This window comes from Mesorhizobium sp. M0293, from assembly GCF_040321735.1.
GTDB lineage: Bacteria > Pseudomonadota > Alphaproteobacteria > Rhizobiales > Rhizobiaceae > Mesorhizobium.
Genome location: NZ_JAMYSA010000041.1, coordinates 38,394 through 55,750, shown reverse-complemented (window position 1 = coordinate 55,750; position 17,357 = coordinate 38,394). Strand labels below are relative to the sequence as shown.

The following is a 17,357-nucleotide window of genomic DNA, read 5'->3' as shown; positions in this document are numbered from 1 at the left end:
TCCCGAGCCCGGCTTCATCATCGTCGGCTCGAAATCCTATGGCCGCGCCCCGACCTTCCTGATGGCGACCGGCTACGAACAGGTCCGCTCGGTGGTCGCCGACATTGCCGGAGATCATCTCGCGGCCCGCGAGGTGCGGCTGGTGTTGCCGGAGACCGGGGTGTGCAGCGCCGTCGGTGTCGTGACAGGATCGGAAAGCGCCGGCTGCTGCGGCGGGCCTGCGCCCGCCAATGTCGATGCCTGCTGTGTCAGGGATGCGGACGCCAAGGCAAAGGGCGCATCGGGCTGCGGTTGCGGAACCGATGCCGAGGCGAGAAGAGCCGTGTCGGCCGGCGTTGATGCCTGACCGGTCCGCCCTGCGCAAGGCGATCTGGGCGCTCGGGCTGACCCAGATCATCGGCTACGGCACGCTCTATTACAGCTTCTCGATCCTGGCACCGGCGATGGCCCGCGAATTCGGCCTTAGGGAAGGCTGGGTGTTCGGCGCGCTGTCCGCCTCGTTGTTCGCCGGCAGCCTGTTCGCGCCGACGGCCGGACGCTGGGCCGACCGCTTCGGCGCCGGGCGCATCATGACCATTGGCTCGGTTGCGGCGGCGCTGGCATTGGCGCTGTGCGCCCTCTCGCCCGACCGCGTGAGTTTCGTTCTGGCATTGCTGGCGATGGAACTGGCCTCCAGCTTCGTCCTCTACAGCGCCGCCTTCGTGGCGATCGTGCAGATCGGGGTTCCCCGGCCGCAACGCAGCATCACCCACCTGACGCTCATCGCCGGGTTCGCCTCGACCCTGTTCTGGCCGCTGACCTCGGCGCTGCATGCGCAGCTGACATGGCGCGAGGTCTATCTTTTGTTCGCGGCGCTCAATCTCGGGCTCTGCCTGCCGATCCACGCCTGGCTGATGCGCCTGTCGCGCCGTTACGCGACGGCCGCGAGCCAAGAGCGCGGGCCGGTCCCCGAAGCGGGAGCGCCGCTCGATGCGCGGCGCGGACGGGTCGCGTTCCTGTTGATGCTGGCGGGGTTCGCGACCGAAGGCTTCGTGCTGTCGGCGATCCTCATCCACATGGTGCCGCTGACGGCAGCGCTTGGGCTCGGCACTGCCGGCCTCTTCGTTTCGACCCTGTTCGGGCCGGCGCAGGTCGCCAGCCGGCTGATCAACATGCTGTTGGGCGGGCGGCTGCAGCAGACGCATCTTGCCGTCATTGCAGCGTCGCTGCTCACAGCCGGGCTGTGCGCGTTGTTGCTGACCACGCCATGGCTGCCCGGCGCCTTCGTGTTCGTGTTTCTGTTCGGCCTCGGTTCCGGCCTCACCAGCATCGTCGGCGGCACCTTGCCGCTCGAACTCTTCGGCCGCGAAGGCTATGGCGCGCGGCTCGGATGGGCGAGCGCTGCCCGTCAGTTCACCTCGGCCTTCGCGCCGTTCGCGCTCGCCTTCATGATGGCTCGGACATCCGTCGCCAATTCGCTGTGGGTGCTGGTGGTCGTCGCGGCGAGCGGCGTGATCGCTTTCCTCGCCATCGCGCTGCTCAGACGGCGCGATGGCCGGACTGCGTTTGTGGTGGGCGGCAGTCCGGGAGAGGCGACCAGATCATGACATGCGCGCTGGCAGGGCGACTTGGTATCTTACCCTTCTGCGAGCCAGAATCATGGACATATACCAATTTTTGGTATATGTTGGGCATCATACCCTAGGATGGACGTTCATGCCCCGAAATACCTCTGTTTCCCTTGGCGACCATTTCGCTGGCTTTATCGATACGCAGGTTCAGACAGGCCGTTACGGTTCGGCGAGTGACGTCGTGCGTGCGGGCCTGCGGTTGCTCGAAGAGCATGAGGCCAAGGTCCGTGCCTTGCAAAACGCGCTCATCGCCGGCGAGGAATCTGGCGCACCTGTTGCCTTCGATAGCACTGCATTCCTGAGCAAGATGCGCGCCAAGCATGCCAAATGAGAGCCGCCAATATCGACTCTCACCTCTCGCCGAAGCTGATTTGGAAGATATCTGGCTCTACACGTTCGAGCACTGGTCGCTTGAACAAGCGGATCGGTATCACCACGATTTGATCGGTGCTATCGAGGCCTTGACCAGTGGCGTTAAAACCGGCCGCCGCACCGATGTGCGCGAGGGCTATTTCAAATATCCCGTCGGGCAACACTTCGTTTTCTTCCGTCAATACGAAATGACCCTGGATGTCATCCGCATCCTGCATCAACGAATGGACATTGAACGACATCTATGACGGGCGAGATGTTCGCGGCCAAGGAACGCGTAAATTGACCGGAGTGTCAGTGCGCCCTTAGTGCCTGAGAATTTTGCCGAGAAAAGCCCGGCTGCGGTCGGTCTTGGGGTGGGAGAAGAACTCCTCGGGCGTGCCGCTTTCGACGATGGCGCCGGCGTCCATGAACACCACGCGCTGGGCGACCTTGCGGGCAAAGCCCATCTCGTGGGTCACCACCATCATGGTCATACCTTCCTCGGCGACCGCCACCATGACGTCGAGCACTTCCGAAATCATCTCGGGGTCGAGCGCCGAGGTCGGCTCGTCGAACAGCATGATCTTGGGCCGCATGCCGAGGCAGCGCGCGATCGCCACGCGCTGCTGCTGGCCGCCGGAGAGCTGCGCGGGATAGGCATTGACCTTGTCGGCGAGGCCAACCTTGGCCAGCAATTCGCGCCCGGCCTTTTCGGCTTCCGCGCGTGGGATCTTGCGCACATGGATGGGGGCCAGCGTCACGTTCTCGAGCGCGGTCTTGTGCGGGTAGAGGTTGAACGACTGGAAGACGAAGCCGATCTCGGTGCGCAACTGCGTCATGTTGGTGGCGGGGTCGCCGAGGCGCTGGCCGTCGACGGTGAGATCGCCGTCCTTGATCGCCTCCAGGCCGTTGACGCAGCGGATCAGCGTGCTCTTGCCCGAGCCGCTCGGGCCGCAGACGACGACCACCTCGCGCGGCTCGACGCTGAGCGTAATGTCCTTCAGCACGTTGAGCGTGCCAAACCATTTGTTGACGCCGCGAAAATCGATCATGCCCGTTTTGGTCATATCTTTTGGGCCCTTTGGGTTCGATGTCACAGCTGCACCTCGCCATGCGCCGCGCCCATGCGGCGTTCGAGCCGGCGGGCGAGCATGATCAGGGGATAGCAGACGATGAAATAGCCAACGCCGACGAGGAAGAAGACCAAGAGGCCGTTCGGCACACGCTGCACCACCAGCCAGCCGACGCGGGTGAGGTCGGTGAGACCGATGGCGGAGACGACAGAAGAATCCTTGATCAGCAGCACGTATTGCCCGACCAGCGGCGGCAGCACGATGCGCATCGCCTGCGGCAGCACCACCTGGCGCATGCGCTGCCAGCGCGACAGGCCTGATGCGAGCGCCGCCTCGACCTGGCCAGTCGGGACCGAGCGAATGCCGGCGACGACGATCTCGCAGATGAAGCAGGCGGCAAGATTGGTCAGCGCGATGATGCCGGCGGTGAAGGCGTCGAGCTCGATGCCCAACTCCGGCAGGATGAAGAAGATCAGGAAGATCTGCACCAGGAACGGCGTGCCACGGATGAGATCGACCCAGGCCCCAATCAAGCCCGAGATCAGCCGGTTGCCGCCGGTTCGCAGGATGCCGAGGCCGAAGCCGAGCAGGGTGCCCAGCACCAGGCTGATCAGCGACAGCACCACGGTCATGCCGAGGCCGCGCAGGGCCAGCGGATAGGAGCCGGCAAGGCTTAGCAACTGCTGCCAGATCATGTTCGCGCCCCCGCCGTGCCGAGCCAGCGGCTGGAGAGGCCAGCCAGCCCCTTCAGGCCGTAATAGAGCAGCAGGTAGAAGGCGGCGATGGTGAGGAAACCTTCCGCCGGCATGAAGCGGTCGGAGGCGAGCAGCTGACCGGCGCGCGTCAGTTCGGAAACAGAGATCAGCGACAGCAGTGCGGAATCCTTGACCAGCACGATCGCCTGGCCGAGCAGCGGCGGGATCGTCACCTTGAAGGCTTGCGGCAGGACGACAAGGCGCATGCGCTGGACATAGGTCATGCCAGAAGCGACGCTGGCTTCGACTTGGCCGCGCGGGATCGACAGGATGCCGGCGCGAATGATTTCAGCGATATAGGCGCCGCTGTTGAGCGATAGCGCGAGGATGCCGACGACCAGCTCCGGCAGGACGAAGCCGAGCCGGGGCAAGCCGAAATAGAGGAAATAGAGCTGCGCCAGCAGGGGCGTGGCGCGCACGGCGTCGATATAGGCCTTGGCCGGCGCGCGAAACAGCCAGCCGCGTTGCAGGTTCATGGCGCACAGCACGATGCCGACGACGAGCGCGCCGACGAAGGACAGCGCCGACAGCCAGACGGTCGTGATCAGGCCCTGCCCGAACAGAGGCAGATATTCGACGATTGTGCGGAAACTGAAATTTTCGAGCATGGGCGCGCGGCGGTGAAGAGGGAAGGGTGATTAGCGAATAGCGAGTAGCGAGTAGCGAGTAGCGAGTAGGGAAGTAGGGAAGTAGGGAAGTAGGGAGCAGCAAAGCGTGGCCGGAACAGCCGTTCACCACTCCCTACTCGCTACTCCTATTCGCTACCCCCTAATTCCTCAGTGGTCTTTCTTCCAGGCGTCGGAATTGACCCAGTAGTCGAGGTTCTTCTGCAGGCGGCCGTCGATGCTGACCTGGTTGAGGAACAGGTTCATCCAGACCAGCAGGTCCGGCTCGTCATATCGGGTGGCGAAGGCAAGCGGTTCCTTCGACAAAAGGTCCGGCATGATGGTGAAGGAGCCGGCCGGATAGGCCGTCGACTGACCCTTGACCGCCGATACGTCGTTGACGCCGCAATCGGCCTGGCCGTTGTTGACGGCGTCGAGCAGCAGCGGACCGCCGCCCTTGTAGCTCTTGATGTCGGCATCGGGGAAGGCGGTCTTGGCTTCCTTCTCGCCGGTGGCACCGAGCAGCACGGCGATCTTGGTACCCTTGGCCTTGCAGTCCTCGGTGGTCTTGAACTTGCTGTCGGCCTTGGTGAAGACTGTGCTGCCCGTATACATGTAAGGCGTGGTGAAGGCGACCTTCATGCCGCGCGCCAGTGTCGGCGTCATGTCGGCGACCAGCAGGTCGGCCTTGCCCGAAAGCAGCGCCGGTATCAAGCCGTCCCAGTCGAAGTCGAGGAAGGTGATCTTGACGCCCATTTCCTTGGCCATCAGTTCGGCAAGTTCAACCGAACTGCCGGTGCGTTCGCCATTGGCGCCGACCAGCGAGAAGGGGGGTCCCTGGGTCTGCACGGCGACGCGCAGTTCCCCGCGCTTGGTGATGTCGTCCAGCGTTCCGGCTGTGGCAGCAGTGGTAAGGCCGGCGAGTGCAAGTCCGGCGATGAAAAGTCTGGCAATATTCATTTTGGTAGTCCTCCTTGTTTTATTGTTCCATGTCTTCGTTGTTTTTCACCCTTTGGGGGTGCTTTTTGAGCGGCAGCGCCGTTGCCGGCGGCAGCCACCGTTCGAAAATCCTCAGTCCCAGGCCACCGTCTCGGTGACTTTGATGCCGCGTCTGGCAAGCTCGTCGAAGAAGGGTTCGTCAGGCACGTCGAGCAGCGGGTTGAGCAGGCCGGGTTTTCTGATGTCACCGCGCGCGAGCATCTGCGCCACGATGCTGGCGGGGTAGCCGACGCCGAGGCTCATGCCGAACAGGCCGGAGACCAAGTCCCGCTCGATGATCAGGTCCGATGTCACCGTCTTGGCGCGGCCGCCTTCGAGGCCGGAAAAGACATTGCGCATCACGCAAAGATCCTTTTCGCCGGGGCCATATTGCAATTGGGGTCCGAGCAGCCGGCCGAGGAATTCGCGCGGACTGTTGCCGGTGCCAGGCACCTTGTCTTCGGAGAGGAAGCCGAGCTCCTTCAGCGGCGCCCAGAAGGCCGACCATCCCGGCCAGCGCAGCGTATAGCGGCCGGAACGGCGCAGACCCCTGGCGGCGTCCAGCATCTCGACATAATGCAGCGCATCGCCATTTGGGAACGCTTCCAGCCTGCCCAGGCCTGCGACCTCGATCTCATGGATGAAAGGGTTGTCGTGCTGCTGGCCGGCCGGCACCGCGACGCGCTTTCCGCCCTCGATCATCACGCTGTCGCGGTTCTGGCTGACCAGGACCATGTCGAAATTCCAACTGACCTTGTAGCAAAGCGGCTTGGCCATCGCCTGCGGCTCGGGGATGCCGCCGCAGTAGGAATCGATTGCCGTGATGGAGTCGAACTGCTTTGCCGCACGGGCGTAGAGCACGAGGTCGATGCCGGGGTCGAGCCCGCATTCGGTCATGATCGGAACGCCGGCCTGTTCGGCCGCCGGCGCCAGATCGGCGATCGACTTGGCGTAGTTGGTGGTGACCAGCGGCGTGCCGGTGGCGATGGCGGCCTGCACCGCCTCGCGCATCAGCGGCTGCGGCAACAGATCTATGACGGCGTCGACATCATCAAGCACGTTGGCCAGCGCCGGACCGATGGCGTCATCGGGCACGACGAAGCGCACGCGGGCAAGGTCGGTCAGGCCGGCAAGTCGGGCAGGGCCGTCCGGTGCGGTGTCGACGCAGACAATTTCCTCGACGCCGTCGCTGGCGACGAGGTCGGCGATGGCCGCTCGGCCTTGCGGGCCGAGGCCGCCGAGAACCGCGATCTTCATGCCGGCTCCTTGCGGTCGTCCGACCAGCAGCCTTCCGGCAGGCTGACCCATTTGTTGCACGACGCCATGACGACGAAGGTCTCACTGCGCACGACTTCGCCCGGCTCGCCGGCGCCCGGGATCAGCTCGCTGGTGACGCGGTAGAGATCGGCGACGTCACCGGCCACCGTCACGTCGACGATGATGTCGAAGCGCCCGGTGACCACCGAAGCCGAGTTGACGAAGGGCAGTTCGGAAATGCGCTGCGCCAGTTCGCGAGCCCGGCCGCGCCCCTGGGCGTTGATGCCGACAATCGCCGAGATCAGCTCGGGCCGCTCGGTCAGGTTCAGCAGCCCAACGATCTTGAGCAGGTTGCGGTCGAGCAGATTGCGCAGCCGCGTGCGCACCGTCGGCACCGAAATCGCCAACATCTCAGCGAGGCGATTGATGCCCGGCTGCGCGTCCTGCGACAGCTGTTTGACCAGCCGCCGATCGGTCAGATCGAGATGTTCCCGCAAAGTCCCCGTCTTTCATAAAAGGAAAAAACTTCGGCATTTTTTTTGCCAATGTGCAAACAAGCTACGTCACGAATTTTTGAAATGCAAGGCAATGATTCCTCGTTCTGACGCCCATCGCCGACAGATCGGGAGTGGGCAGGGGAATCGGTGTGGTTGGTCCGGGCGGTTCAATGGCTCGTTCTCACGATTTCTTCGGCGAGTACTTGCGCAATTCATGATTTACCCACAATATAGTGTGGGGATATTGGGGGATCGGCGTGTGAATCAAAGTGATTCCAATGCGGCGTCTTTACGCTGTTGCAATATGTTGTCTCGCGCAAAGTATTGGCGACGCACGGTGGGGTGCGCTCTGCCGATGCTGGCGTTGACGGCCTGTGCGAGCACCAATTTCGGCACGATCAATCCGATTCGGCGTGACCGCATCATGGCGGTGGTGGCAGAAACCAAGCATCAGCTCAGTGTCTATACTGCCTACCAGCGGTATGAGCTGCCCAGGATGATTGCCGAGCGGAGACGGATGAATTGCGGCTACGGGCTCATCAGTTATGACGTCAAGACGGTCAAGCTTGAACTTGTCACCTCCAGCCAGGGCACCGCGGGCGGCGAAGCCGGCATTTCGGCCAACGGGATTGGGGTTTCGGTCAGCGGATCGCATCAGGTTCTGGATGCCCAGACGCTGACACTCGAGGGCGATATCAAGTCCAGCCGCAACCGCATTCCCTACGATCCGACTGAATTGAAGAGCTCGCCGATTGCGCAGGTCCTCAAGGACCTGACCGAGGGTATGATCAGCCAAGCCGGTGATCCCAGCGATGTCTGCATCAAGACGAAGAAGGGCGACGGCTCGACCTTCAAGATCGGCATCACCGTGACCGACACAGTCGGAGGCGGGGTGAAGATCGGGATTTCGCCTGCCGCGCTGTCAGCCACGGGTGAGCTCAAAAGCGTGACCGGCAACACGATTACGGTCACCTTGGCACCTCATAATTTCCGGATGGATTTTCCTCATCACCAGCTGCCGCACGGCGTCACAGACGACGATCTAAACAAGCATGTTGTCGCGCCCGCCCTGCTGTGAAGAAAGTGGGGACGCAGTGAGGGAGTCCCTCATGAGCGGATACGTCCGAGTTGCGTGGCTCCCGAAGTGGGGCAACGGGCAGCTTGGTGCGCGGTTGCTGCCGCTCACCGTTAATCTGCTGGCTTCAGGCCAGCGCGGCGGCCAGCAGCTTTGCCTGCGGCGTCAGCTCGTCGAAGCGGCGGGCGCAGAGGTTGAGCTGGCGCGTCGCCCAGTCGTCGGTCAGCCGCAATGTGCGCAGCGTCCGCGCCGAACGGCGGGCGGCACTTTCCGGCACGATGGCGATGCCCGCACCTTGCGCGACCAGCCCGCAGACATTGTCGAGGCCAGGCACGCGGATGCGGACATGCAGGTGACCGCCAAGGCGGGCGGCCTGGCGGGTGATGTGCTCCTGCAGCGCATGACCGGTGCTGAGGCCGACAAAGGATTCGCCGAGAATCTCGGTGAGGCTGATGGTGCGGCCTTCGAGACCGGGTCGGTTCCGCGCGGCGATCACCACCAGCCGGTCGGTGAAGAAGGGTTTCTGCTCGAGATGCGACAGGCCGGCCCAGGTCGCGGCGATGCCGAGATCGGCAGCACCGCTGGCCACGGCTTGCGCGATCTCATGGCTCGGCCGCTCTTCTAGATCGATGTCGATCCGGGGTTGCGCGACAAGGAAGGTGGGCAGGATGCTACGCAGCAGCTCGCCAGTGGCGGCGGTGTTGGCCATCAGCCGCACGCGGGCGCGAAGGCCATCGGCATAGGCGGCGAGGTCGCCGGCCATCGCCTCGATCTGGTTCTGCACCGCCCTTGCATGGTGCAGCAGCGCCTGTCCGGCGGCGGTCGGCACCACGCCACGGCGGCGGCGCTCCAGGAGCGGCGCGCCGAGCCGCTCCTCCATGCCCTTGATGCGGGCGCTGGCCGACGCCAGGGCCAGCCCGGCAAGTTCGGCGCCATGGGTGATGCTGCCGCGCTCGGCCACCAGCAGGAACAGTCGGAGATCGACCAGATCGAAGCGCATTTTTCTGCTCCTGCAAACGGTCCGGCGCCCCGGGAGGCGGTCGTTTCCTGCTGCCAGCCTTCGTCGTGGCCGAAGGCTGGCAGCGCAATTTCCACATTGTGATCGGCCGAGATCTTCGTCAAACAGTTTCGAAGGAGATATGCGATGAGCGAACGAGTATCAGGCCGCCAAGGGCTCGGCATTCTTGAAGGCGCGGCGATTGTGCTGGCCATCGCCGTGGCTTGCCTTGCCATGGCGCGGGCGGAGCCCGGTTTGCGGGGATGCTCGGCCGTCCCCGTCAGCCGCGATGCCACGCAGGCAAAGGCCACACGCGATGCCGCTGATGCAACCGACATGCTGCTGCATGACTGATCCCGCCGCGACTGTGCCACCATGCTGAGCGCCGGCGTCCTCGCCTGGACCGGCGCCGTCTTCCTGGCGGCCGGCTTCGTCAAGGGCGTCGTTGGCATGGGGCTGCCGACCGTGGCGATGGGATTGCTGGCGGTGACGATGCCTCCGGCGCAGGCCGCCGCTTTGCTGTTGATCCCGTCGCTGGTCACCAATCTCTGGCAATTGGTGACCGGCCCGTCCTTCGGCGGCCTGTGCAAGCGGCTGTGGACGATGATGGCAGGAGTCGCCCTCGGCACCGTCACCGGCGCCGGCCTGCTGACCGGCGCGCATACGGGCGCAGCCTCGGCGGGGCTGGGCGCGGCGCTGGTGCTTTATGCCGTCGTCGGCCTTGCCAGGGCCGGCTTCACCACGCCGGCACGCCACGAGGCCTTGATGTCACCGCTGGTCGGCGTTGCGACCGGGCTGGTCACCGGCGCCACCGGCGTCTTCGTCATCCCGGCGGTGCCCTATCTGCAATCGCTGCGGCTGGCGAGGGAAGACCTGATCCAGGCGCTCGGCCTGTCCTTCACCGTGTCGACGGCAGCGTTGGCCATCGGGTTGTTCATGACCGGCGCCCTGGCATCGCCGACGGCGCAACTGGCGGGGTCGCTCGTGGCCTTGGTGCCGGCGCTGGCCGGCATGTTCGCCGGCCAGGCGCTGCGGCAGAAGATGAGCGTCGAGACCTTCCGCACGGTGTTCTTCGCCGGGCTGCTGGCGCTGGGGGTGTATCTTGTGGGCGAGGTGATGCTGTAGACCTATTCCTTGGGTTAACTACAGCCCTACCGGTCATACAAGAGCAGACTGATGAAATGAGCCTTCATGTGTTGAAATTGGTGGCGTGCGCGGATGGGCACGACCAATATATTGATGGCGAGCGCTACGCGCTCTTGGTTTTCGCCAACGCCAATAGTCTGGAGTCGGCCCTATCCGCAACGCCGGCGCATCTTATGACCTGCGGTTGGCAGTATGCCGAGGTTCGGCATGCTAAGGAATTGGCAGTTCAAGTTTCTTCAATAAGCGATGACGTTCTGCGAAATGCCGCGGAGGCAGCTCTTCAGGATGGATACGCGATCATCGTCTATGCGCCGCCTATCACGGACCCTGGCTCATAGATTCAAACCAACCCATCACCCATGGAGGTAACTGCGGCCAAGGTGCAATTTCGGTACGACCGGGCCTCGGCGAGCGGAACCGGAGCCGACAGCCTCACGCAGCGTCCCACGGAGTCTTTGCCGTCATGGTGCGGCGCAATCGATCGTTCGGTTGCGGCGGCGCGTCGAGACGGGTCAGAAACTCAGCGTAGACAACCGGCTCGACGGTAAACACGAGCCGGTTGAGCAACGCGTCCTCTGCGGCGCGTTGCGGCGCTTCAAGCGTGAAGTCGGTGCGATTCTTGCCGAGCAGTTCCGCTGCCCGGTCGATCAGATTGCGAACTTCCGGCTTGACGCGGATATTGAGCGGAACGCTCTTCGACAACGGATGATGTGGCGGTGGCATGAATAGCTCCCTTCTTCATCCAGATCATAGCGACTGTAATGACAGTGTCATTACAGTCGCTAGGCTGAGATTTGCGGACAGGTTCAGCGAACGACCAGCACCGGAATTTCGGTGTAGGACAGCACTTCCGCCGTCTGGCTTCCCAGAAGCAGCTTGCCCAGTCCGCGACGCCCGTGCGAGGCCATCACGATCAAGTCGCAGCCTCTCACCTGCGACAGCTCCAGGATCGCCTCGGCGGGCCTTTTGTCCTCGACATGCACGACCTCCGTGGAGACGCCGGCCGCATCCGCCGATGCCTTGCACTTGTCGAGAACCTGCTTGCCATATTTACGCGCTTCTTCCTGGTAGGCGGCCAGTTCATCGCCGGTGGCATAGCCAGCCATGGCGCCGCCCCAGGCGAAGATCGGGAATTGTTCGGAGACGGTGATGAAAATAACGGAGGCGCCGAGGCCCTTGGCCAACGTCAGTCCGTGGGCAACGCCCTTGTCGGCCAGTTCCGATCCGTCGGTGGCAATGAGCAGATGTTTGTACATGATGATCTCGACCTGTTGTGCAAGGGCCGACGCCCTCGTGGTAGCGGGAGCCTTGGGAGGCTACCTTGATATAGTTGCGCCATCGGGCTGATCACAGGGCCAGCTCGATGCGGATCAGGGCCAGGCGGCAACACGTTTTGCGTCAGCAGGATTCCCCTTTGCGGGATCGTCCCCTAAGGTGCGGGCGACATCGAAAGGCATCCCATGAGCAACGCGTTTCCGCAGATCCACCTTGTCCGGCATGGCGAGACGGCATGGAGCCTTTCGGGGCAGCATACCGGCCGCACCGACATGCCGTTGACGCCGGCCGTCGAGGCGGCAGCGCGGGGTGTCGCGGATCGCCTGAAAGGCCTGTCGTTCTCGGCCGTGTGGTCGAGTCCGTCGCAGCGCGCCTACAACACCAGCGTGCTGGCCGGCTTCGGTGCGCAAAGCGTCAAGAAGGACGATCTGCAGGAATGGGACTACGGCGCCTATCAGGGGCTGACCACGAAACAGATCCTGGCCGAGCGGCCGGGCTGGACCGTGTTTCGCGATGGTTGCCCGAAGGGCGAGAGTGCGGCCGATGTCGGCGCGCGGGCGGACAGGATCATCGCCGAATTGCGCAAGGCCAACGCCGACATATTGGTGTTTTCCAGCGCGCACTTCCTGCGCGTGCTGGCGGCGCGCTGGACCGGCTTGCCGCCCGAAGGCGGAGCGCTGTTCTTGCTTGATACGGCCAGCATCAGCGTGCTCGGCTACGAGCACGATCTGAGCGAGCCGGTCATTCGGAAATGGAACCAGAGGTAGGGCGCAAGCACCCTACCTGTCGAACTTCCTGATCGCCTCGGCGGTCACCGGCGTGAAGAAGTTCACCAGATTGCCGTCCGGGTCGCGGAACAGCAGCGAGCGGTTGCCCCACGGCATGGTGGTCGGCTTCTGCACCGTGACATCCCTGAGGAGCTCCGAGAGCCTGGCGAATTCCGCATCGACGTCGCCGACGCGGAATTCGATGATTGCCGTGTGGTTGTCGGCCGGGCGGGCGATGTCGCCGCCGAACAGCATCAAGGTGCGTGTGCTGCCGATCGCCAGCGTGCAGGAAGGTGTGGCGAGTTCGGCGAAGTCTTCCGTGTACATCGTCACGGGCATGCCGGTGATCTCGCTGTAGAAGCGCACGAGGCGCTGAACGTCTGACGTGATGATGCGGACAGAGACGAAATTCATCGCATGGCTCCCTGGACTGCTGGAGCCGCTGCCGGGCTCCACATCAGATCCATAGGCCAGGCCTCCTGACAGCTCTCTGTCAGGAGATGGGTGCGATGATCATTTGTTCAGCTCAGGCAAGACGGCCGGCAGGCCGAAGGCGGCGAACAGCTCGGCCCCGAGCGGGCCGACATAGACCGTCAGCGAGGCGATCTGGCCGTCGGTCGGCTCGATGACATGCAGTGACTGCGCGCGCCATTCGGGTTCCTGATGGTGCCGCGCATAGATCGCGACGGCGGGCTGGCCGTTGGCCCTCGTCGCGACCGCATGGTAGCCGGCGAAATTGCCCCAGACGGTTTTGAAGAAAGCCCGGATCGCCTCGCGTCCCTGATACCAATCCAGCCATGGCGGCATGTGGTAGGTGGCGTCCTCGCGCAGCAGCTCGACGAAGCGGTCGAGATTGGCGGCCTGCCAGGCCCGCATGTAGCGTTCGAGCAGCAGGCTGTCTTCGCGGTTGGGCCGCTCGCGCTGCAAGGGGCGCCCTTGGGGATAGTGCGCACCAAGCGTTGCGCGGGCGCGTTGCAGGGCGCTGTTGATCGAAGCGGTCGTGCCGCCCAGCAAGTGCGCCGTCTCGAGTGCCGACCAGCCCAGCACGTCGCACAGCAAGAGGGCGGCGCGCTGCCTTGGCGGCAGAAGCTGGATCGCGGCGACGAAGGCAAGCTGCACCGCTTCGCGGGTCTCGTAGCGCGCTTCCGGACCGGGCTCGCCGTCGACGAGATTCGGCAGTTCGGCGTCCGGGTAGGGCTCCAGCCAGGCGAGTTCGGCTGCCGGCCCGCCGGCGGCGCGCCCCTCGGTCGGCGGCCGTCCGGGCGGTTCGAGAATGCGATGCACCGATGACCTCGCCTTGATGGCGTTGAGGCAGCTGTTGGTGGCGATCGTATAGAGCCAGCCGCGCGGCGAGCCGCGCCCGTCGAATTGCGAGCGGCCGCGCCAGGCTTTCAGGAACGTCTCCTGGACGAGGTCATCGGCCTCGTGCAGCGAGCCCATCATCCGGTAGCAGTGCAGCTTGAGCTCGCGGCGGTGGGCCATTGTCAGGCGCTCGAAGGCCAGCCGATCGAGGATCGGCTGGTCCAGCGGCTCAAGCGGGCCGGGAGCATCTGTCATGGCGAGCCTGCGGTGCTGATTTCGGTCGGCATCCTGCGCGCCTCATGCCGCCGCCGCAAGGCCGCTGCCGCTGACCGTGAAAGAGACGCCCTGCAGCCTGCCGCCGGCGAGTGCGACCACGGCGCGCCCGACATCGGCCGGTGTCTGCACATCGGTCATGCTGGCAAGGAAATCCGCCGGGCTGATGCCGAGATAGGCCGAAACGCCTGATATGCCGCCCTGGCCAACGCCGGTGCCGGCCATGATGCGCATCGGCACCAGCGCCATGAAGCGCAGGCCGAGGTCCAGCCGGTCCGCTTCCTTCTGGCTATGGCCGGCAAGAAACATCTGCATGCGCTTGGCGCCGGAATAGCCGCCGGAATTCGGCGGCCCGCCGCTGAGTGCCGCGCCACTGGAGATCAGCACCACCCGGCTGCCCGGCTTCAGCCGGCCCTGGAGTGCCGCCTTGCAGAACAGGAAGGATGCCTTGACGTCCATGTCCCAGTTCGCGGAGAAGTCCTGCCAGCTCTGGTCCTGAACGGGTGCCGACGGGGCAAGCGCCCCGGCGCAGATCACCAGCACGTCCGGCTGGAGCGCAGCGAACACCGCATCCGGCGTCGCCTCCTGGGTGGCGTCGGCGGAAAGCGTCTTCACCTTGGGATGCTCCCAGGAGAGCTGTTTCAGATCGGCCGCGCCGCGGGCGACGGCGAGAACCGCCGCGCCCTCGCTCAATCCGGTTTCGACGATGGCGCGGCCGACGCCCCGGCTGCCTCCGACCACGACGACATTCTGACCTTGTAACGATCCCATGGATCACCTCGCTTTTCCGGCCCGGAGGATTCCGGTGCCTGTAGATGAGGACAGTGGGGGTGGATGGAAATCATCGGTGGGGTGCGGATTTTTCTGAGGCGTTTGTCGTGTCGTCGCCTGGCAGTTGAAGAAGCCGGGATCGCGCTCCTTCGCGCCCCCCTCTGCCCTGCCGGACATCTCCCCCACGAGGGGGGAGATCGGCAGCTTGGCCGCCGGCTCTCCTCCTGCAACGTCGAAGATTGGCGAAGGCCGTGACGACGGCCAATCTCCCCCCATGTGGGGGAGATGTCCGGCAGGACAGAGGGGGGCGCCACAGAGTGCCACCTTTGAGCTGTCACTCACCCCGCCAACAGCGCCAGTTCCTCCGGTGTCAAATGCCGCGCGGTGCCCTTGGCGAGGTCGCCAAGCTGCAGCCGGCCGATGGCGATGCGGATGAGGCGCTTGATCTCGATGCCGTGCGCGGCGAGCAGGCGGCGGATGTGGCGGTTGCGGCCTTCGTCGAGCACGATCTCCAGCCAGGCGGTGCGGCCGCCGCTGCGCAGGAGTTCGATCGAGCTGGCGGTCAGGGTCTCGCCGTCGACGGTCACACCGGTGCGGAGCTTGTCCAGCATCGCCTCATCCGGCGCCATACCGATCTGTACATGATAGGTCTTGGGCAGATGCGAGGCGGGGTCCATCAGCCGGTTCGCAAATTGTGTGTCGTTGGTCATCAGGAGCAGACCCTCGCTCGCTTTGTCGAGCCGGCCGACCGGCGAGACGAAGGGCAAATCGAGCCCTTCCAGGCAGGCATAGACGGTGTCGCGCTGTTGCGGGTCGTCGCGGGTGGTGACCAGCCCGCGCGGCTTGTTGAGGATGAGATAGACCTTGCGCTCGGCCACCACCGGGCTGTCGTCGACGACGATGCGGTCGCGGTTGAGGTCGACGCGCAGCGCTGCATTGCGCACCACCTTGCCGCCGACGCGCACGCGGCCTTCGGCAATCAGCACCTCGGCCTGTGTGCGCGAGCACAGGCCAAGCTTCGACAGCGCCCGGTTCAGGCTGACGCCGGGCGCCGCCTGCCTGCCGCTTTGTCGTGTCTGCCGTGGTGCCATGCTGCCGTCTGTGTTGGTGAAGCCGACAGATGCCACGGGCCGCGATGGCTTCGCAAGCCGTGCTGCTGCCTTCGTGCGCAGGGCATGAAGCAATGACGGCATCCGCACCGCCTGGAACGGCGATATTGTCGCCGTCGCATCCGCGATAAACTTGCACCGCATGAATGAGTCTCCCGCGCCGATCATCAAGACTGTCGTCATCGCCGCCACGCCGGCCAGCGTCTGGCAGGTGCTGACGACGCCTGAAACGATCCCGCAATGGATGTCGGATGAAGAGCTGACTGTTAGCCTGCAGGGGCATGTCGGTGGGGCGATCGTGATACGCGGGTTGCTGCACGGAATGCCGTTCGAAAATCATGGCACCATCCGCGCCCTCGAGCCGGAGCGGGCATTCGCCTACGGTTACTGGAGCACGCTGTCGGCCTCGCGGCTGGCGGACGTGCCCGAAAACCACACGGTGGTCAGCTTCGATCTGTCGCCGGCGGACGCGGGAACGCTGCTGACGCTGACGCTCAGCGACTTCGCCGAACCGGCCATCCGTCCGCATGCCAATCTCTACTGGGGGCCGACCTTGCAGACCCTGAAGGCGGTCTGCGAACGCCCCTAAGTGAGGGACTGGTCAGGTTGGGCCGGAGCACTGCGCCTGGAATGGTCGCAGTTGCTGCAAATATCAACCCTCGTCCAACCCTTGCTCTGAGGGGCGCCTCGCCAAAGCGCGAATGCGGTCGGCGACGGCGCTGTCGACCGGATTGTAGACGGTCAAGCTCAAATCCGGCCGGCCATCGACCGCGAACCCCGAATATTCCAGCTCGATATCGCCGAGTTCCGGGTGCTTCAGGCGCTTTGTCCCGTCGCCGTGGCTCAGCACGTCGTTCTCCCGCCATAGGGCGGCGAACTCCGGGCTGGTGCTGCAAAGTTCGTCCACCAGCTGGGCGACCTCGGAGACCGCGCCGGCGCGTGCCGCATCGGCCCGGAACGCTCCCACCACGAAACGGGCGAGGTTTTCCCAGTCGTGCTGCTTGGCACGGATGACAGGGCTGTGGAACATGAAGCGCAGGATGTTGCGCTGGCCGGCGGGCAAGGCACTGTAATCGGTGAGCACGATTTGCGCAGCGCGGTTCCAGGCGACGACGTCCCAGGTGGCGGTCCTGACCAGAGCGGGACTGGCGTCAAGCGTGTCGAGCAGGCGCTGCAGCCGGGGGCTGACGCCCTCAACGCCCCTGTAACGGACCTCGGGCGGTCGGCCCAGGCCGAGCATGAAAAGGTGTTCACGTTCTGCCTCGGTCAGCATCAGCCCCTTGGCGATGCGGTTGAGGACATCGGCCGAGGGCGCGCCGCCACGGCCCTGTTCCAGCCATGTGTACCAGGTCGGACTTATGTTGGCGCGCTGAGCGACCTCTTCGCGGCGCAATCCCGGCGTCCTCCTGCGCCCGGAGAAGCCGAACGACGCGGGATCGAGCCGGGTGCGCCGGTCCTTCAGGAACGCTGCCAGCGAGCCGGCGGATTTGATGGGCATCCTGTTAGCCATTAT

The 17,357-nt window shown here is 64.5% G+C and carries 23 protein-coding genes and 1 pseudogene; 10 read left to right on the top strand and 14 right to left on the bottom strand.

Annotated elements, in window-relative coordinates; genetic code table 11:
- The 4 genes and pseudogenes from NKJ06_RS17380 to NKJ06_RS17365 all read left to right on the top strand — a co-directional run.
- A pseudogene (locus NKJ06_RS17380) lies at window positions 1–346 on the top strand (flavoprotein); the annotation flags it as partial.
- Window positions 339–1,586 (top strand): arsenite efflux MFS transporter ArsK, encoded by a 1,248-nt coding sequence (gene arsK / locus NKJ06_RS17375; protein ID WP_352628856.1) that lies wholly within the window; start codon window positions 339–341, stop codon window positions 1,584–1,586. The pseudogene NKJ06_RS17380 and the gene arsK, both read left to right, overlap by 8 nt.
- A 109-nt stretch (window positions 1,587–1,695) precedes the next feature.
- Entirely contained in the window at window positions 1,696–1,941 is a 246-nt protein-coding gene (locus NKJ06_RS17370; RefSeq protein ID WP_031260421.1) for a type II toxin-antitoxin system ParD family antitoxin, read from the top strand.
- Entirely contained in the window at window positions 1,931–2,230 is a 300-nt protein-coding gene (locus tag NKJ06_RS17365; RefSeq protein ID WP_352628854.1) for a type II toxin-antitoxin system RelE/ParE family toxin, read from the top strand. Before NKJ06_RS17370 ends, NKJ06_RS17365 begins: the two co-directional genes overlap by 11 nt.
- Before the next feature lie 57 nt (window positions 2,231–2,287).
- On the opposite strand, the gene NKJ06_RS17360 is transcribed toward NKJ06_RS17365, so the two are convergent.
- The 6 genes from NKJ06_RS17360 to NKJ06_RS17335 form a co-directional block, all read right to left on the bottom strand.
- On the bottom strand, window positions 2,288–3,031 hold the full coding sequence (locus tag NKJ06_RS17360; RefSeq protein ID WP_352628852.1) for an amino acid ABC transporter ATP-binding protein: 744 nt from the start codon (window positions 3,029–3,031) through the stop codon (window positions 2,288–2,290).
- Between the two features lie 26 nt (window positions 3,032–3,057).
- A complete protein-coding gene (locus NKJ06_RS17355) occupies window positions 3,058–3,732 on the bottom strand; it encodes an amino acid ABC transporter permease (protein WP_352628850.1) in 675 nt (224 codons plus the stop codon).
- Complete coding sequence (locus NKJ06_RS17350; RefSeq protein WP_352628848.1) at window positions 3,729–4,400, bottom strand: amino acid ABC transporter permease; 672 nt, start codon at window positions 4,398–4,400, stop codon at window positions 3,729–3,731. The genes NKJ06_RS17355 and NKJ06_RS17350 overlap by 4 nt, the downstream gene beginning before the upstream one ends.
- Window positions 4,401–4,568: 168 nt before the next feature.
- A complete protein-coding gene (locus tag NKJ06_RS17345) occupies window positions 4,569–5,357 on the bottom strand; it encodes an ABC transporter substrate-binding protein (RefSeq protein WP_352628846.1) in 789 nt (262 codons plus the stop codon).
- A gap of 111 nt (window positions 5,358–5,468) precedes the next feature.
- Window positions 5,469–6,632 carry a saccharopine dehydrogenase family protein gene (locus tag NKJ06_RS17340; RefSeq protein ID WP_352810287.1) on the bottom strand — a complete coding sequence of 388 codons (1,164 nt, stop codon included), beginning with the start codon at window positions 6,630–6,632 and terminating at the stop codon, window positions 5,469–5,471.
- Window positions 6,629–7,129, bottom strand: a complete 501-nt coding sequence (locus NKJ06_RS17335) for an Lrp/AsnC family transcriptional regulator (protein WP_095091173.1) — start codon at window positions 7,127–7,129, stop codon at window positions 6,629–6,631. Before NKJ06_RS17335 ends, NKJ06_RS17340 begins: the two co-directional genes overlap by 4 nt.
- Before the next feature lie 355 nt (window positions 7,130–7,484).
- On the opposite strand from NKJ06_RS17335, the gene NKJ06_RS17330 reads away from it, so the two are divergent.
- Window positions 7,485–8,207 carry a hypothetical protein gene (locus NKJ06_RS17330; protein ID WP_352628841.1) on the top strand — a complete coding sequence of 241 codons (723 nt, stop codon included), beginning with the start codon at window positions 7,485–7,487 and terminating at the stop codon, window positions 8,205–8,207.
- Window positions 8,208–8,331: 124 nt separating this feature from the next.
- Here the strand turns inward: NKJ06_RS17330 and NKJ06_RS17325 are convergent, their stop codons facing one another.
- Complete coding sequence (locus NKJ06_RS17325) at window positions 8,332–9,204, bottom strand: LysR family transcriptional regulator (RefSeq protein WP_352628839.1); 873 nt, start codon at window positions 9,202–9,204, stop codon at window positions 8,332–8,334.
- A gap of 144 nt (window positions 9,205–9,348) precedes the next feature.
- Between NKJ06_RS17325 and NKJ06_RS17320 the strand changes: the two genes are divergently transcribed.
- Genes NKJ06_RS17320 through NKJ06_RS17310 form a run of 3 tightly spaced genes read left to right on the top strand, consistent with a single transcriptional unit; the run spans window position 9,349 to window position 10,685 of the window.
- The gene (locus NKJ06_RS17320) at window positions 9,349–9,555 is read left to right on the top strand and encodes a hypothetical protein (protein WP_352628837.1); all 207 of its coding nucleotides are present in this window, start codon (window positions 9,349–9,351) and stop codon (window positions 9,553–9,555) included.
- Window positions 9,556–9,576: 21 nt separating this feature from the next.
- Window positions 9,577–10,326 (top strand): sulfite exporter TauE/SafE family protein, encoded by a 750-nt coding sequence (locus NKJ06_RS17315; RefSeq protein WP_352628835.1) that lies wholly within the window; start codon window positions 9,577–9,579, stop codon window positions 10,324–10,326.
- A 56-nt stretch (window positions 10,327–10,382) separates the two neighbouring features.
- Window positions 10,383–10,685 (top strand): hypothetical protein, encoded by a 303-nt coding sequence (locus tag NKJ06_RS17310; RefSeq protein ID WP_352628833.1) that lies wholly within the window; start codon window positions 10,383–10,385, stop codon window positions 10,683–10,685.
- 94 nt (window positions 10,686–10,779) lie between these two features.
- On the opposite strand, the gene NKJ06_RS17305 is transcribed toward NKJ06_RS17310, so the two are convergent.
- Window positions 10,780–11,070, bottom strand: coding sequence for a type II toxin-antitoxin system TacA family antitoxin (locus NKJ06_RS17305; RefSeq protein WP_352628831.1), 291 nt, complete (start codon window positions 11,068–11,070; stop codon window positions 10,780–10,782).
- Between the two features lie 83 nt (window positions 11,071–11,153).
- On the bottom strand, window positions 11,154–11,603 hold the full coding sequence (locus tag NKJ06_RS17300; protein ID WP_352628829.1) for a universal stress protein: 450 nt from the start codon (window positions 11,601–11,603) through the stop codon (window positions 11,154–11,156).
- A gap of 204 nt (window positions 11,604–11,807) precedes the next feature.
- Between NKJ06_RS17300 and NKJ06_RS17295 the strand changes: the two genes are divergently transcribed.
- Entirely contained in the window at window positions 11,808–12,389 is a 582-nt protein-coding gene (locus NKJ06_RS17295) for a histidine phosphatase family protein (protein WP_352628827.1), read from the top strand.
- Between the two features lie 12 nt (window positions 12,390–12,401).
- Here the strand turns inward: NKJ06_RS17295 and NKJ06_RS17290 are convergent, their stop codons facing one another.
- From NKJ06_RS17290 to NKJ06_RS17275, 4 genes are all read right to left on the bottom strand, one after another.
- Window positions 12,402–12,803, bottom strand: a complete 402-nt coding sequence (locus NKJ06_RS17290; RefSeq protein ID WP_352628825.1) for a VOC family protein — start codon at window positions 12,801–12,803, stop codon at window positions 12,402–12,404.
- Window positions 12,804–12,902: 99 nt separating this feature from the next.
- Window positions 12,903–13,946, bottom strand: a complete 1,044-nt coding sequence (locus tag NKJ06_RS17285; protein WP_352628824.1) for an RNA polymerase subunit sigma-70 — start codon at window positions 13,944–13,946, stop codon at window positions 12,903–12,905.
- Between the two features lie 42 nt (window positions 13,947–13,988).
- The gene (locus NKJ06_RS17280) at window positions 13,989–14,735 is read right to left on the bottom strand and encodes an SDR family NAD(P)-dependent oxidoreductase (RefSeq protein WP_352810286.1); all 747 of its coding nucleotides are present in this window, start codon (window positions 14,733–14,735) and stop codon (window positions 13,989–13,991) included.
- Window positions 14,736–15,073: 338 nt separating this feature from the next.
- Complete coding sequence (locus tag NKJ06_RS17275) at window positions 15,074–15,826, bottom strand: pseudouridine synthase (RefSeq protein WP_352629007.1); 753 nt, start codon at window positions 15,824–15,826, stop codon at window positions 15,074–15,076.
- Between the two features lie 160 nt (window positions 15,827–15,986).
- Here NKJ06_RS17275 and NKJ06_RS17270 point away from each other — a divergent pair, with 160 nt between their 5' ends.
- Entirely contained in the window at window positions 15,987–16,433 is a 447-nt protein-coding gene (locus tag NKJ06_RS17270; RefSeq protein ID WP_352628820.1) for an SRPBCC family protein, read from the top strand.
- A 63-nt stretch (window positions 16,434–16,496) separates the two neighbouring features.
- Here NKJ06_RS17270 and NKJ06_RS17265 read toward each other — a convergent pair whose 3' ends face one another.
- A complete protein-coding gene (locus NKJ06_RS17265; protein ID WP_352628818.1) occupies window positions 16,497–17,342 on the bottom strand; it encodes a helix-turn-helix transcriptional regulator in 846 nt (281 codons plus the stop codon).
- Window positions 17,343–17,357 lie beyond the last annotated feature (15 nt).